Consider the following 13,531-nt stretch of genomic DNA (forward strand, 5'->3'; position numbering starts at 1 on the left):
CCCTGCCGAGGGGACGGGTCCGGTGACCGGCGACATCAGGAGCCACATCTTCCGGATCGACATGACCCAGACCGACCAGTTCACATCGGACGGGAAGTTCGCCTTCCCCTACATCACCAAGGAATTCGCCTGCCTCACCTGCCACAACGGCGTTACCGCCAGCGATCATTCGAATATCGACGAGACGGACTTCGTCTTTCACGAGCCCCCGAGCACGACCGCTGCATACATCGGCACCCATCACTGCCAGACCTGCCATCCGACCATCTACAGCTCCTTCATCGAGTCGGGGCACAACTTCAAGCTGAACAAGATCGAAGGCGGTGCGGAGCCGACCTACCCCGTCTTCACACCGGGGATAACCGGTGCCCTCGCCCTGATCGACGACGACGACACGGAGTCAGGAGACCCGAAGGCGGGGACGGACAATACCCTCGGGACACCCGCAAGCTACTCTGACGTCTCCTACGTGATCGGCGGCTACAACTGGAAGGCCCGGTTCGTCGACGCCGACGGTTACATCGTCACCGGCACCAAGGTCCAGTACAACCTCGAAACCGGAGCGATGGGTGGCTACCACAACAATGAAACCGATAAACCCTACAACTGCGGCAACTGCCACACCACGGGATGGAAGCACTTCGACGCTGCGAACAACCAGAGCCGTCAGGGCGGCCTCGCCGGAATGGATGGCACGTGGATGATGGAGGGCGTCCAGTGCGAGTCGTGTCACGGTGCCGCATCGCTCCACGTCAACAGCGGAAATAAGGATGACATTACACGGGTCGCAACAGCCAGGACAACGGCAGACTTTTTGGCCCCCGATATGGCCTTCGGCCTGCCGGTAGCCTGCAGCGAGTGCCACACCCGGGACGGTGAGAAGGATGATCCGAGCTACACGAGCGCATTCACCACGGCCAGTGGGCTCGATATCCCGGGCGGTAGGATCGCCGCCGTTGGAAACCTGATCCGGCATCACGAGCAGTTCGATGAGCTCCTCGGCGTCGATCCCGATACACCGGCCGCGGGTTCCACCAGATCAGGTGCCTTCAGCACCGCCAAGCTGGGCTGCACCGGCTGCCACGATCCTCACAAGACATCGGTTTACGATTCTGACACCGACGGAATGCTCGACGGCGTCGACAACTCGAACGCCGGCTGCCTCACCGCGGGATGTCACGACGCTTCAACCTACGACCCGGTCAATGCGAACACAATTAATATGACTGGGCTCAACTGCATCGACTGCCACATGCCGTTCCTGGCGAAATCGGCGATCTCGGTCCCTGCCGAGGGGACGGGTCCGGTGACCGGCGACATCAGGAGCCACATCTTCCGGATCGACATGACCCAGACCGACCAGTTCACATCGGACGGGAAGTTCGCCTACCCCTACCTGACCAAGGCGTTCGCCTGCCTCACCTGCCACAACGGCGTGGATGCCTCCGATCGTTCGGGTCAGGACGACACGAACTACGTCTTCCATCCTGCTGCTCCTTGAGCCCCCTCTCAGCCACATGCGAGCCTGAAACCCCCGGGTTTCCCCGGGGGTTTTTTATTCTTCCCTCGAGGAGTCGTGACATGCCGTTTCCATGACCGTGCCCTGGTTCTCATTCCCCCCGACCATATCGATCCGAAATTACAGGCAAAAAAAGACTTGAACGAAGTCAACGACTCGATTAACATTCATGAAAGTCATCCCTTCAACTCATGAGAAGACGAAATGGATGTCGTTAAGCTCGTCAGGAAGTTCCTGCTCATCGCCCTTTCCCTGTGTGTGGCGATCTCCACCGGCTGCGAGAGAGATGAGAAAATAACTCCCAAGGCGGCAAAAGCGGCTGGAAAGATGGAGGCAACAGCGACTGTCACGATAGGGTTGATTCCCGAGCACAACATATTCAGGCAGATGGAGCGATTCAAACCGCTCGCCAAATACCTCGCAGAGCGCACGGGTTTGAAAATAGAGCTGAAGATCCTCTCCCGCTACGGAAACATCATCTCGAATTTCGTCTCCATGAACCTGGACGGGGCATTCTTCGGGAGCTTCACCTACACCCTCGCTCATTCGAAGATCGGTCTCGAGGTCATGGCGAGGCCGGAAAGCCCCGAGGGCACGTCGACATATTACGGATTGCTCTTCGTAAGGAAGGACAGCGGCCTAAAAGAGGGAAGGGACATGCGGGGCAAGCGGTTCGCCTTCGTGGACAAGGCGACGACGGCGGGATACCTCCTCCCCCTCGATTACTTCAAGAGCCAGGGAATCAACGACTACAAGGCCTATTTCAGCGAGACCTATTTTACGGGGACCCACGAGAACGCCATCTACGACGTATTGAACAAAAAGGCGGACGTGGGGGCGGCGAAAAACACCGTTTTCTACCGGATCGCCAAGGAAGACCCCCGGATCCTCAAGGAGCTCGCGATACTCTTTCGGTCCCCCGATGTGCCCGAAAATGCCCTCGCCCTGAGAAAAGACCTCCCCGATACGGTCAAACAGAGGATAAAATCCGCCCTGCTCGCGATGAGCGACGACCCGGAAGGCGCAAGGGTCCTGGGTAGCTTCGGGGCCGGTCGGTTCATCGAAACCACGGACCAGGACTATGCCGCCGTCTTCACCTACGCCGAAAAGATCGGGCTGGACCTGGCCACCCACGACTACATTAACGATTAATGAGAAAACGCATACTCATAGCGGTTGCACTGTTCTCCCTCCTCTCCATCCTGGGTGGCCTCTACATCATCCACTCCCTGTCCCGGGCCACCGCCATACAGGGCAACCTGATCACCCTTCACCAGGTGGAAATACTGCGGGAGCACCTGCTCATCCAGATCAAGAAGGTCCAGGGGGATCTGACCCTCAAGGGGACGCGGCACGAACGGGACATCGAGACCCTGACGAACCACGTGCACACCATGAGCACGGTAATCGACTCCTGCTTCGGCTGCCATCACAATGAAGCAACGAAAAGCAAACTGGAGAGCCTGCACGGGAGGATCGATGAATACAAGCTTGCGCTGAGCCGCGTCTTCACCATCAAGGCGAACAGTGCCCTCCTGGAGAGGGATAAGGACGCCGCATTCTCGATAGGGCGGAGCCTGATCGACGACCTCAACGCGATGCTCGCTTTTACCTCCATGAAGCTCGAGGAGAGGACCCAGGCCGCCCTCACGGAGATAAAGCGCACAAAGAGCGTGATCGCCCTTTTCATCCTCACCGGGCCCCTCCTGGCAGTGGGGCTTGCCCTCCTGCTCTTCAAGAGGTTCTCCGATCCCATATCGAGCCTCCTCGATGCGACGAGGAAGCTGAAATCGGGCGACCTGGATCACCGGGTGAAAGGCCTGAAGGACGAGTTCGGAGAGGTTGCCGCGTCGTTCAACGAGATGGCCGGGTCCCTGAAAGAGCAGATGAAGAGCATGCAGCGGGCGGAACAGCTGGTGGTCATCGGGGAAATGGCCACGGGGCTTGCCCACGAGATAAAAAACCCGCTGGCGGGTATCAAGGCATCCATAGAAATCCTGAGCGGCGAACTCGATCTGAAACAGGAGGACCAGGAGGTCCTGACCAGGATCATCGAAGAGATCAAGAAGATAGAGACCCTTCTCAGATCCCTGCTCAACTACGCGCGGCCCCCCAGCCCCCAGATCGATCTGGTCAGAATAGACCACATACTCACCAGGTCACTGACCAGCGCCCGGTATTCCGTCAAAGGCCTCTTGCCCCGGCTGGACAAGCCTCACGCCGTTACTTTCGAAAAAAATTTCGACGGGAATCTCCCCGCGATCCTGGCCGACCCCGCGCAGCTCGAGCAGGTGTTTCTCAACCTCCTGCTCAACGCCGCGGAAGCGATGCCGGAAGGGGGAACGGTAACGATGATCGCCTCCTACGACATCGGGATGGATGCCGTTTCCATAGAAGTCTCCGATACGGGCCGCGGGATTGAAGACAAAGACATCGACAAAATATTCAACCCCTTCTATACTACGAAGCCCAGAGGCACCGGGCTGGGGCTTGCCATCTGCAAGAGGCTCATCGAGCAGCAGGGCGGGAGCATAAGCGCGGAGAACAACCCGGGCGGCGGGGCGCGCTTCACCGTCACCATCCCGGTCAACCAGGATCCCGAGGTGCAAAGCCGATGAAGAGCAAAGGCAGGGTCTTTATCCTCGACGACGACGAGCTGATCGTCACCATGATAGCGCGGTCACTGAAAAAATCTGGCTTCCAAGTCCAGTCCGAGACGACAACGGAAAATATCATCGACAAGATCGCCGAGTCCTATCCCGACGTGATCCTCCTGGACATAAGCCTGCCCGGCTTGAGCGGGATGGAGATCCTCGAAAAGATCCACGAAAAGGGCATCGACACCCAGGTGGTGATGCTCACGGCCGACGACACGGCGGAGACGGCGATTAAGGCCATGAAGCTCGGCGCGGCGGACTACCTCACCAAACCGTTCAACATGGAGGAGATGACGATAATCCTGAACAAGATCATCGAGAAGGAGCGCCTGAAGGACGAGGTGGGCTACCTGAGAAAGATCCGTTCCCAGCTCTTCGAGGCAGAGATCATCGGGCAGACTCCCCGCATCCTGGAGCTGAAGGAGGAAGCGGCACGGCTTGCCGAAGCGCATGTCGACACCGTCCTCATCACGGGGGAGAGCGGAACGGGGAAGGAGCTCTTTGCGCGCCACCTCCACCGGTCGGCCCACAGCGGCCAGGCTGCGCGCTGCGTCCCCTTCATCGCCGTCAACTGCACGGCCCTCCCGGACCACCTGATCGAGAGCGAGCTCTTCGGCTACGTCAAGGGCGCATTCACCGACGCGAAATCCGACTCGAAGGGGATGTTCGAGCTTGCCAACGGGGGAACCATCCTGCTCGACGAGATCGGGGACATGAAGGAGAACCTCCAGGGCAAGCTTCTGCGGGTCCTCGAGCAGAGGAGCGTGAGGCGTCTTGGCGGAAAATCGAACATTCCCATCGAAACTACCGTCATTGCCACGACCAACAGAAACATCGCCGATGCGGTGGAAAGGGGGGCCTTCCGGAAGGACCTCTTCTACCGGCTCAACACCTTCTCCCTCCACATCCCCCCTCTCAGGGAGCGCAGGGAGGACATCCCTTCCCTGGCGGGACACTTTCTCTCCCTCTTTGCCCGCAGGTACAGCAAGAAGAGCATAGCGGCCTTTTCACCCGAGGCGGAATTGCTCCTCTCCTCCTACGACTGGCCGGGAAACGTCCGGGAGCTGGCAAACGTTATCGAACGGATGGTGGTGCTCAAGAGCGCAGAGACGATCCTTCCCGAACACATATCGTTTCTCTTCGACAGAAAAAAGCTGCGGGAGTTCTCGAAAGACCGCTTCATTCTTCCCGAAAAGGGGCTGTCACTGGAGGAGCTGGAGAAGGACCTGCTCATACAGGCCCTCGAGAGGGCAGGCAACAACAAGGCTCAGGCGGCGAAGCTGCTCGATATCACCTACGATACCCTCCGGTACCAGATAAAAAAATACGGCTTACAGTAAGCCGCAAAAAATTCCCTCTATTTTCAGGAAAACAATCACGCTCTATCCCCCGGCAGGGATCCCGTATCGTCGAAGAGTTTTTTCACGATCATCTTTATGTGAAAGAGCTCAAACGGTTTGGGGATATACATGTGGGCCTGCTCCTCGATCGCCTCCTTCGTCTCCCGATCGAGCACCTTGGAGGACATGACCACGACGGAGGTTTCCGGGGATATCTCCTTTATCGTTTTCATGATATCGATCCCGTCACAATCGGGCAAATGGATATCGAGAAAGCAGAGTTGATAGTAGTCGGACCGTATCATTGAGAGGGCCTCCCCGCCTGTCTTTGCGGTCATGACCTCGACCCTGGGGCTGGTAAGAGCCCTGGACAGTGCCGTCAGTATGAGGGCCTCATCGTCTACTACGAGTATCTTTTTCATCCTGTGCCGATGTCAGACAGGGTCCCGAAACTCAAAACGTAAAAGCTTCACTGCGTTTTGCCCAATCGTCTTGCCTTTGCCGGCTGTGCCAAACCTCTCAGCATGACGGGGGACCATCTCGTTCATGCAGGCCAAAAAATATTCCCCGGTGATTCAGTTCGACACGTTTCCAGCGCCCTGACCGTCCTCTTATCCTGCCTGCCGCAAATTGCGTTCCACCTTCATTTTATTTTCCCGTTCCGGGACTAAATCATTCAATTTCAAGCAGTTAGGCAACCGGACCCCGAAATGCGCAGTTTTCATCTACCCTGTTTCCGGCTATACAACCAAGTCGCCCCGGTGATTTCACCTACCTGCCCTCTCCACCCCTTTGCCCGGGGTTCAGCAAGCCATAACGGGACGGAAAAATGTGTTTCACATTTGCCCGAAATGGCGCTACATTCAAAGAAAAAAGGATACGAGGAGTCATTATGAAACGAAACGCTATCCTGTGGTGTCTTGTGCTCTCGGCCCTTCTGTGTGTCCCCGCCTTTGGCCTCGACGTGGCGGGGGTTGCCCTCCCGGATACCGCGGCCGTGTCGGGAAAGACCCTTGCCCTGGTCGGCGGCGGGGTGAGGACGAAGACCATCTTCAGGGTGAAGGTCTACGTGGGGGGGCTCTACATGGAGAGCCCGTCAAAGGACGCGGCGGAGGTTATCGGCTCGGACCAGGCAAAGAGGATGGTCATGCACTTCCTCTACAAGGAGGTGAGCAGAGAGAAGCTCGTCGACGGGTGGAACGACGGCTTCGAGAAGAACTCGAAGGACTCCCTCCCCGCCCTGAAGGAGCGGATCGATGCATTCAACGCATTTTTCGATGGCAGCGTCAGGAAGGGGGAGGAGGTGGTCATGACCTACGTGCCCGGCGCGGGGACGGAAGTGTCGATTAAAGGGGAGGTCAGGGGCACCATCGAGGGGAAGGACTTCATGGAGGCCCTGTTTAAGATCTGGTTCGGGAAGTACCCCGCCGACAGCGGGCTGAAGGAGAGCATTCTGAAATAACCGTTTCTGATTAAACCAGAAACTGCACTGTTGTTCAATGGCAGGGTCAGAGGTACAGGAAACACATGGTAATGCGGAATGCGGATTTCGGAATGCGGAATGAAAACAGTTCAGAGTTTACCGTTTACAGTTAACGGTTTACGGTTTCCGGTTTACGGTTGAACGAGAAACGCGAAACTCTAAACACGAAACCGGTTTCCCGGGACACGGGACTACCAATCCCTTCCGATAGAGCGCGGACCGGCGGCGTTTCACTCCGAAAGATCCGAATTCCTCCCCCGATCGATTTGGAATTTCAGCCGTATGTGATATAATCATCAAATATTTATGAGGTGAGACGATATGCCGACATACGAGTACAGCTGCCCGAAATGCGGGGAGTTCGAGGAGTTTCAGAAGATCTCCGATCCCCCCCTGGAAACGTGCCCCGGGTGCGGCGGAGCGGTGAGGCGGCTCGTGTCCGGCGGCTCCACCTTTATCCTCTCGGGTAAAAACTGGATATCCAAGCTCCCCACGCCGAAGGACGACGTGGCGAAGATCAAGGAGCGGATCTTCAAGCGCTCGATCCTCGAGGAAGCCGAGGAGACACCGAAGAACCCACCCCACAAGATCCTAGGGAGAAGGCCCGTCACCTAGGCGCGCGGCCATCGAAGAGAGAATTTTTGCGGCCCTCTCCACCTCCTCCCGCGCATGGTTCAGGTTCGTCACGGCCCGGAGCACGGGCGCCCTGCGGTAGTCGATCAGGACACCCTCGCCGTCAAGCTTTTCCCTGAGCAGGGCGGTTTGCGACGCGTCTTTGAGCGAGAAGAGAACGATGTTGGTCTGGACAGGATCGTTCAGCACGTGGATGTGCCCAGATTCCCCGAGGATCCGTGCAAAGGCACGGGCGCTCTCGTGGTCGTCCTTCAATCTGTCGATGTTTTCCTCGAGGGCATAGAGGCCGCAGGCGGCGATCACCCCCGCCTGGCGCATGCCGCCTCCCATGAGGTTCCGCGACTCCTTTGCCCTCTCGATGAATCCTTCCGGGCCGGTGAGCACCGACCCGAGCGGGGCCCCCAGCCCCTTGGACAGGCAGTAGGTCAGGGAATCGCAGCAGGCACCCGCCTCTCCCGGGTCCCTTCCCCCGGCAACGAGGGCGTTGAAGATTCTCGACCCGTCGATGTGGAGGGGAACGCCGAACTCGCGGCATATCGCATACACCTCTTCCATCTTTTCGAGAGGATAGATGGTGCCGCCCGCCGCGTTCACGCTGTTCTCTATGGTCACCAGCCCCGCCGTTCCTCCCAGCAGGTCATCCGGGCTCTCCAGGCATGCCCGGAGCCGCCCGGGATCGAGAAATCCGCCCACCTCCCTCATGGGGTAGATGCTGCAGCCCGAGATGACCGAGGCGGAGACCGCCTCCTTCCGGGCGATGTGGGAGTTCTCCATGGCGATGACGACCGCCCCCCGTTCGCACCAGGCGTTGATGGCCACCTGGTTCGCCATGGTCCCCGAGATGAGCAGGAGCCCCGCCTCCTTGCCGAAGAGACCGGCGCTCCTATCCTGCAGGAGGTTGACGGTGGGGTCCTCGTCCCGCAGCGAGTCGCCCAGCACCGACGGGGGGACCCGCTCGAGCATATCCCTGGTGGGGATCGTGATCGTGTCGCTGCGCAGATCGATGAATGAGCCGCCCATCCCCTATTCCTCCGACCTTCCGCCCATCTTGTTGTTGCCCGTTTTCCAGGGCCTCGCGGAGAAGAGAAACGCAACGATCAGGGTGAGGATCACCCAGTCCCTGCCGATCAGAAGAAGGGAGGTCCAGGAGTAGCCGCCGTAGGGCTTGGAAACTTCGCTGTAGATGTCTCCGGAGAGGATCACGCCCAAAACGAGGGGGATGAAATACTTGATGAGCACCTCCCACCAGGTCCCGAGTTGTATCGTGGATACCTTGTTGATGTGGTTCCTCAGGACCCGTATCCGGAAAAACCAGCCCACGAGGATGCACTCGGCGATCCCCACCACGATGAGCCCGTAATGGGTGAGGAAGTGGTCCACGATATCGAGCCAGAGGAGCCCCGCCTGGGTGGTGAAGATGATGGACCCGAAAAAGCCCAGGACGCAGACGATGGTGACCAGGTTCTTCCGGTCGTAGCCGAACTTGTCCACGATGGCCGAGGTGAAGGCCTCTATGATGGAGATGGACGAGGATACACCGGCAACGACCAGGCAGAGGAAGAATATCGCCCCGAAAAAGTTCCCCCCCGGCATGAGGCTCAGGGCTTTCGGATACGCCACGAAGGCAAGGCCGATGCTCTGGGACACCACCTCGGAGATGGGCTTGCCCTGCGAGGTGGCCATGAACCCCAGGACGGAAAACACGGCAAAGCCGGCAAAGAGGGAGTAGCCGCTGTTGATGAAACCGGTGAGGACGGCGCTTTTGGAGATGTTCGCCTTTTTCGGCAGGTAGCTCGCATAGGCGATCATGATGCCGAAACCCAGGCTGAGGGTGAAGAAAATCTGGCTGTAGGCGTCGATCCACACCCTGGGGTCGGCTATCTTCGAAAAGTCGGGCGTCAGGTACGCCTTGATCCCCGCCCCGGCCCCCTCGAGGCTCAGGGACCAGAAGACGAGAACGGCGGTGAGCAGGAACAGAAGGGGCATGAAGATCCTGTTGGCAATCTCTATGCCCTTCCGGACACCGCGGTACACGATCGCCCAGTTGACGAACCATATCACGCAGAGAGCGCCGAATATGGGCGTCCTGATCCCCCCTATTTTCGATGGGGCATCGCTCAGTCCCAGAAACTCCTTGAAGAAAAAGGCGTTCGGGTCGCTTCCCCAGGAAAGGTTGAAGGAGTAGGCGAAGAAGTTGAGGCACCAGGCGATGATGACGTTGTAGTAGAGGTCTATGCCGAACATGACGAAGGTCACGGCCCACCAGCCGAGCCACTCGCTGTTCGGCCGGACCTTGTGGTAGGCAAGGGGCGCAGAGCCTATCCGCTCGTGCCCCAGGCCGAACTCGAGAATGAGCAGGGGGATACCCGCGGTGAGAAGGGCCACCACGTAGGGCACGAGAAACGCCCCGCCGCCGTAACTGTAAGCCATGTAGCTGAAACGCCAGATGTTGCCGAGCCCTATCGCGGAGCCGACGGCGGCCAGCAAGAACCCGAACTGACTCTTCCACTGTTCCCTTTCCACGCCCGTACCTCTCTTTTCCCGGTTGAGATGCCCGTGAAATATCACAGGGTATCCCATAAATCCTAAATGAATTCACCCGGATTAGTCAATGCTCTGTTCACCGGGGAGCGGGGGTTCACGATCCTCGGGGATTCTCCCCGGTGGGAACTGCAAACCTCCACGATCCTACCTGAAGGGGCATGAGCCGGCCTGGACCCGACATCTTCTATCCGTCAGCGGGCTCCACGGGTTTTTCGCTCCTGAATTGTAAAAACTGGGCGCGAGAAATTTGCCCTTGTTATTTTTGCTACTTTTTTTGATATAATTTTAAAAATAAACAAAAAAGCCGCTTCACCTGCAATTGCGGGGACTTATCCTTACCGATATTGAACGGCTTGCCGAATCGCCTGAACGGGACCGATCTGCGGGCCGCCCTCGCCCCTGCTCCCCCGACCCCGCCGGGGGACGCGGAACGGGCCCCGGTCCTGCTGCAGCATCGGCTTCCGCCATTTCGAGGGGACGCACATGCCGCTTTCTCATGCCTTACCAGAAGATTTAACGAGGCTCCTGAATACCGAATGGCTGGTCACCACGGGAAGCGGGTCCTTTGCCACCACCACGGCATCCCTCGCAAATACCCGTAAACAGCAGGGAATTTTCATCGCCCCGACCATGGATGGGTTCAAGCGGTACCTCTACGTGTCGCGGGTCGAGGACGAGCTTATCAGGGAGGAAAGCACCCTCCCCCTTGCGACCTGCGTCTACGGTGATACCGTCTACCCCGGCGGTTACAAGAACCTCGATAGCTATGCCCTCCACCCCCACCCCAGATTCGTCTTCGCCGACGGCCTGTCGTCGGTGAGAAAGTCCCTGCACGGGATCCCCGGGGAGAACTCGATCGCATTGCGATATGTTATCGAGAGCAAGGAAGGGGGAACCCTCAAGATACGGCCCCTTCTCGGCCTCAGGTACATACACGGCCTGAGGAGGGAACGCGAGATCCCCCTGGGGATCAGGCCCTTCGCCCGGGCTGTTGTGATCCGGGCGGGCGAGCACCCCGTGCCGCCCCTGATCATGGCGGCAAGCAGCGGCGAATACCGGAGCGATTTCTGCTGGTACCGGCACATCCTCTACCTGCACGACCAGAAGAAGGGCGAGGCGTACGTGGAGGACCTGCCGTCGCCCGGCCATTTCCTCGTGCCGGTGGGACGGGGGAAAACGCTCTGCTCCATCGTCTTCACGCTCGAGGAGCGCTGGCTCCCCCTTGGCGCCGGGGGGGAAAAAGACCCCGAACTCAGCGTAAAAAAGGCGATCAGGAGAAAAGGTGTGCCCGTATCCCGGGACAGGATCCCGGGGCAGTTTCAGAAAAATTACGCCCCCGTCGAGGACGCTGCCCTCTCCCTCACCACCAGCGCCGGGGAGAGGCTTTTCGCAATGTCGGGGTACCCCTACTACCCGGTGAACGTCTACGACCTGCTCATCTTCATCAAGGATTTTCTCCTGCGGGGAGGCTACGTCTCCACCGCCTCATCGATGATCTCGTTCCTTTCCCCGTTCATCAGGCATGGCCTGCTGCCCAAATACCTGGACGAGGAGGGAGGGCCCCTCTACTGTGCCGCCGACACCTCCCTGCTCTTCGTGGAGACCGTCTCTCGGTTCCTGGATTTGACCGTGAGCAGGGCGGAGGTGGAAGCGAAGCTCACGCTGATCGGTGATATCGTCAACTCCTACACGGACGGGACCGACTTTTTTACGAAGATGGGCGGGGACTACCTGGTTACCTGCGGAAGGGAGGGGGTCGAGGCGACCTGGATGGACCGGATCGTGGGGGGAGAGCACATAACCGGGAGGTACGGCAGGGCGGTGGACACGAACGCCCTCTGGTTCAACGCCCTCTGCGTCTACCGGGACCTCACCATGGCCGTGGGGCAAAAGAGGGAGTCCCAGAGGATTTCGAAGATCATTCCGAAGGTGAAGTCCTCCTTCCTGAAAAATTTCACCATGCCCGGCGACGGCTACCTTTCCGACGTGATACAGGAGGGGGAGCGGGATCCCCGGATCCGGCCGAACCAGCTCTACGCGCTCAGCCTTTCGAACCCCATCGTGTCACCCACCTTCGGCAGGAGGGTGCTCCAGAGAGTAAAGGAGTCGCTGGTCACGGACTACGGCCTCAGAACGCTTTCACCGGAAAATGAGGGGTACGTGGGAACGTTTGAAGGAAATGAACGGGAAAGATTGCATGCGCTCTTTAACGGCTGCGTTCTCCCTCACCTCGCTCTTCATTATGCAGATGCGCTTCTCTATGTATACGGGCCGAAAAGCCGCGTGCTAAACAGGGTCAGGCGTTTCCTCCTGACTCTCCGGCGGGCCGCAGAAAACAGGACCCCTTACTTTCTCCCCGAGGCTTTCGACGGCGACCCCCCCCACAGGCCGAAGGGCGCCCCCATCTCCCTTGCCGGTACGGGATCCGTGATGGGGCTGTTGCGGCTCTACGACGCGATGACTTCCGGCTCGTAGCTCACCGCCACGGCAATAAATAAGATTGAAAATTCAGAGGATCAGCGATTCCCGGCTTCTCAACCGATGGCTTCCCGGGTCTTTTTCACCGCGGGAAACCATACCCGGCCCGTTTTCCGCCCATCAAAGATCGCACTTCTCCTCTTTCGGGATGATGCAGAGAAACTCAAGGGGGCTGTCCCCCAGGGTCTCGAAATTGTGCGTCTCCCCGGCGGGCACGAACACGAAGGACCCCGGGCCAAGAAGCGTCTCCCCCTCTTCCGTGTTCACCCTTCCCCGGCCGGCTAGGACGAACACCTCGTGCTCCCAGGGGTGGGAGTGATAGGGGGTGCTTCCTCCCGGCAGCACCTCGAAGTGCCGCATGACGAAGTTGGGGGCGCCCTCCCCGTCGCCGATGAGCACCCGCATCCTCACCCGGTCGTTCTCGGGGCCCATGGCGAGGGCCTGCTCCACGTCACGGTAATTTCCCGCCTTCATGCGCGCCTCCTCTCACATTTTCTCGACCGCTACCGTATCAGAGACCGCACGTAGGCGATGTTGACCTCGTGCCCCACAACCATGTCCTTTACAAACTCCTCCTCGGGCCCGGTAAACAGGTCATCGGGGATCTCCTGGAGTTTTCTCACCACCCACTCCTGTCCCCGGACGAGCAGGGAGAGCCGCTCCTCCTTCGTTTCCAGGGCCTTAATTTTCCCCACGAAATCACCCGTCCTCTCCGTGGGGACGCCGCCCCTGTCCTTGATGATTCCCAGAAGCCCGGCGCAGTACCTGCCCTCGTCGTTGCGCACTTCGATGAGCCTCTCCCTGACCGCCCCGTCGGTCTCTTCCCCGGCCAGCATATCCATCACGACCACTCCCGCTCTCTCCGCCTCGAGGAGCA

General features: G+C 59.0%; 12 protein-coding genes. 7 read left to right on the top strand and 5 right to left on the bottom strand.

Annotated features, from left to right (window positions below; translation table 11 throughout):
- Positions 1 to 22 precede the first annotated feature (22 nt).
- The 4 genes from GTN70_03785 to GTN70_03800 all read left to right on the top strand — a co-directional run bounded on the left by GTN70_03785 (position 23) and on the right by GTN70_03800 (position 5,516).
- Positions 23 to 1,501, top strand: coding sequence for a hypothetical protein (locus GTN70_03785; protein ID NIO16109.1), 1,479 nt, complete (start codon positions 23 to 25; stop codon positions 1,499 to 1,501).
- 222 nt (positions 1,502 to 1,723) lie between these two features.
- Positions 1,724 to 2,671, top strand: a complete 948-nt coding sequence (gene phnD / locus GTN70_03790; protein NIO16110.1) for a phosphate/phosphite/phosphonate ABC transporter substrate-binding protein — start codon at positions 1,724 to 1,726, stop codon at positions 2,669 to 2,671.
- Positions 2,671 to 4,137 (top strand): HAMP domain-containing protein, encoded by a 1,467-nt coding sequence (locus tag GTN70_03795; protein ID NIO16111.1) that lies wholly within the window; start codon positions 2,671 to 2,673, stop codon positions 4,135 to 4,137. The genes phnD and GTN70_03795 overlap by 1 nt, the downstream gene beginning before the upstream one ends.
- Positions 4,134 to 5,516, top strand: a complete 1,383-nt coding sequence (locus GTN70_03800) for a response regulator (GenBank protein ID NIO16112.1) — start codon at positions 4,134 to 4,136, stop codon at positions 5,514 to 5,516. The genes GTN70_03795 and GTN70_03800 overlap by 4 nt, the downstream gene beginning before the upstream one ends.
- A gap of 35 nt (positions 5,517 to 5,551) precedes the next feature.
- On the opposite strand, the gene GTN70_03805 is transcribed toward GTN70_03800, so the two are convergent.
- Positions 5,552 to 5,938 carry a response regulator gene (locus GTN70_03805; GenBank protein ID NIO16113.1) on the bottom strand — a complete coding sequence of 129 codons (387 nt, stop codon included), beginning with the start codon at positions 5,936 to 5,938 and terminating at the stop codon, positions 5,552 to 5,554.
- 470 nt (positions 5,939 to 6,408) lie between these two features.
- On the opposite strand from GTN70_03805, the gene GTN70_03810 reads away from it, so the two are divergent.
- Entirely contained in the window at positions 6,409 to 6,978 is a 570-nt protein-coding gene (locus GTN70_03810) for a hypothetical protein (protein ID NIO16114.1), read from the top strand.
- A 342-nt stretch (positions 6,979 to 7,320) separates the two neighbouring features.
- Positions 7,321 to 7,614, top strand: coding sequence for a hypothetical protein (locus GTN70_03815; protein ID NIO16115.1), 294 nt, complete (start codon positions 7,321 to 7,323; stop codon positions 7,612 to 7,614).
- Here the strand turns inward: GTN70_03815 and GTN70_03820 are convergent.
- Both GTN70_03820 and GTN70_03825 read right to left on the bottom strand, forming a co-directional pair.
- Positions 7,591 to 8,652, bottom strand: coding sequence for an aminotransferase class I/II-fold pyridoxal phosphate-dependent enzyme (locus GTN70_03820; protein ID NIO16116.1), 1,062 nt, complete (start codon positions 8,650 to 8,652; stop codon positions 7,591 to 7,593). The two genes, GTN70_03815 and GTN70_03820, sit on opposite strands and share 24 nt — an antisense overlap.
- 3 nt (positions 8,653 to 8,655) lie before the next feature.
- Complete coding sequence (locus GTN70_03825) at positions 8,656 to 10,155, bottom strand: sodium-dependent transporter (protein NIO16117.1); 1,500 nt, start codon at positions 10,153 to 10,155, stop codon at positions 8,656 to 8,658.
- A 504-nt stretch (positions 10,156 to 10,659) separates the two neighbouring features.
- Between GTN70_03825 and GTN70_03830 the strand changes: the two genes are divergently transcribed.
- Complete coding sequence (locus GTN70_03830) at positions 10,660 to 12,651, top strand: hypothetical protein (protein NIO16118.1); 1,992 nt, start codon at positions 10,660 to 10,662, stop codon at positions 12,649 to 12,651.
- Positions 12,652 to 12,774: 123 nt separating this feature from the next.
- Here GTN70_03830 and GTN70_03835 read toward each other — a convergent pair whose 3' ends face one another.
- Both GTN70_03835 and GTN70_03840 read right to left on the bottom strand, forming a co-directional pair.
- The gene (locus GTN70_03835; protein NIO16119.1) at positions 12,775 to 13,086 is read right to left on the bottom strand and encodes a cupin domain-containing protein; all 312 of its coding nucleotides are present in this window, start codon (positions 13,084 to 13,086) and stop codon (positions 12,775 to 12,777) included.
- Positions 13,087 to 13,157: 71 nt separating this feature from the next.
- A partial coding sequence (locus GTN70_03840; protein ID NIO16120.1) for a nitronate monooxygenase occupies positions 13,158 to 13,531 on the bottom strand: 374 nt, incomplete at its 5' end.

This window comes from Deltaproteobacteria bacterium (assembly GCA_011773515.1).
Classification (GTDB): Bacteria; Desulfobacterota; Deferrimicrobia; order J040; family J040; genus WVXK01.

What these genes read in the sequence shown, in the direction of transcription:
- GTN70_03795 (NIO16111.1), top strand. Translation starts at nt 2,671, where the DNA reads ATGAGAAAACGCATACTCATAGCGGTTGCACTGTTCTCCCTCCTCTCC.
- GTN70_03815 (NIO16115.1), top strand. Translation starts at nt 7,321, where the DNA reads ATGCCGACATACGAGTACAGCTGCCCGAAATGCGGGGAGTTCGAGGAG.
- GTN70_03800 (NIO16112.1), top strand. Translation starts at nt 4,134, where the DNA reads ATGAAGAGCAAAGGCAGGGTCTTTATCCTCGACGACGACGAGCTGATC.
- GTN70_03810 (NIO16114.1), top strand. Translation starts at nt 6,409, where the DNA reads ATGAAACGAAACGCTATCCTGTGGTGTCTTGTGCTCTCGGCCCTTCTG.
- GTN70_03820 (NIO16116.1), bottom strand. Translation starts at nt 8,652, where the DNA reads ATGGGCGGCTCATTCATCGATCTGCGCAGCGACACGATCACGATCCCC.
- GTN70_03805 (NIO16113.1), bottom strand. Translation starts at nt 5,938, where the DNA reads ATGAAAAAGATACTCGTAGTAGACGATGAGGCCCTCATACTGACGGCA.
- phnD (NIO16110.1), top strand. Translation starts at nt 1,724, where the DNA reads ATGGATGTCGTTAAGCTCGTCAGGAAGTTCCTGCTCATCGCCCTTTCC.
- GTN70_03830 (NIO16118.1), top strand. Translation starts at nt 10,660, where the DNA reads ATGCCGCTTTCTCATGCCTTACCAGAAGATTTAACGAGGCTCCTGAAT.
- GTN70_03835 (NIO16119.1), bottom strand. Translation starts at nt 13,086, where the DNA reads ATGGGCCCCGAGAACGACCGGGTGAGGATGCGGGTGCTCATCGGCGAC.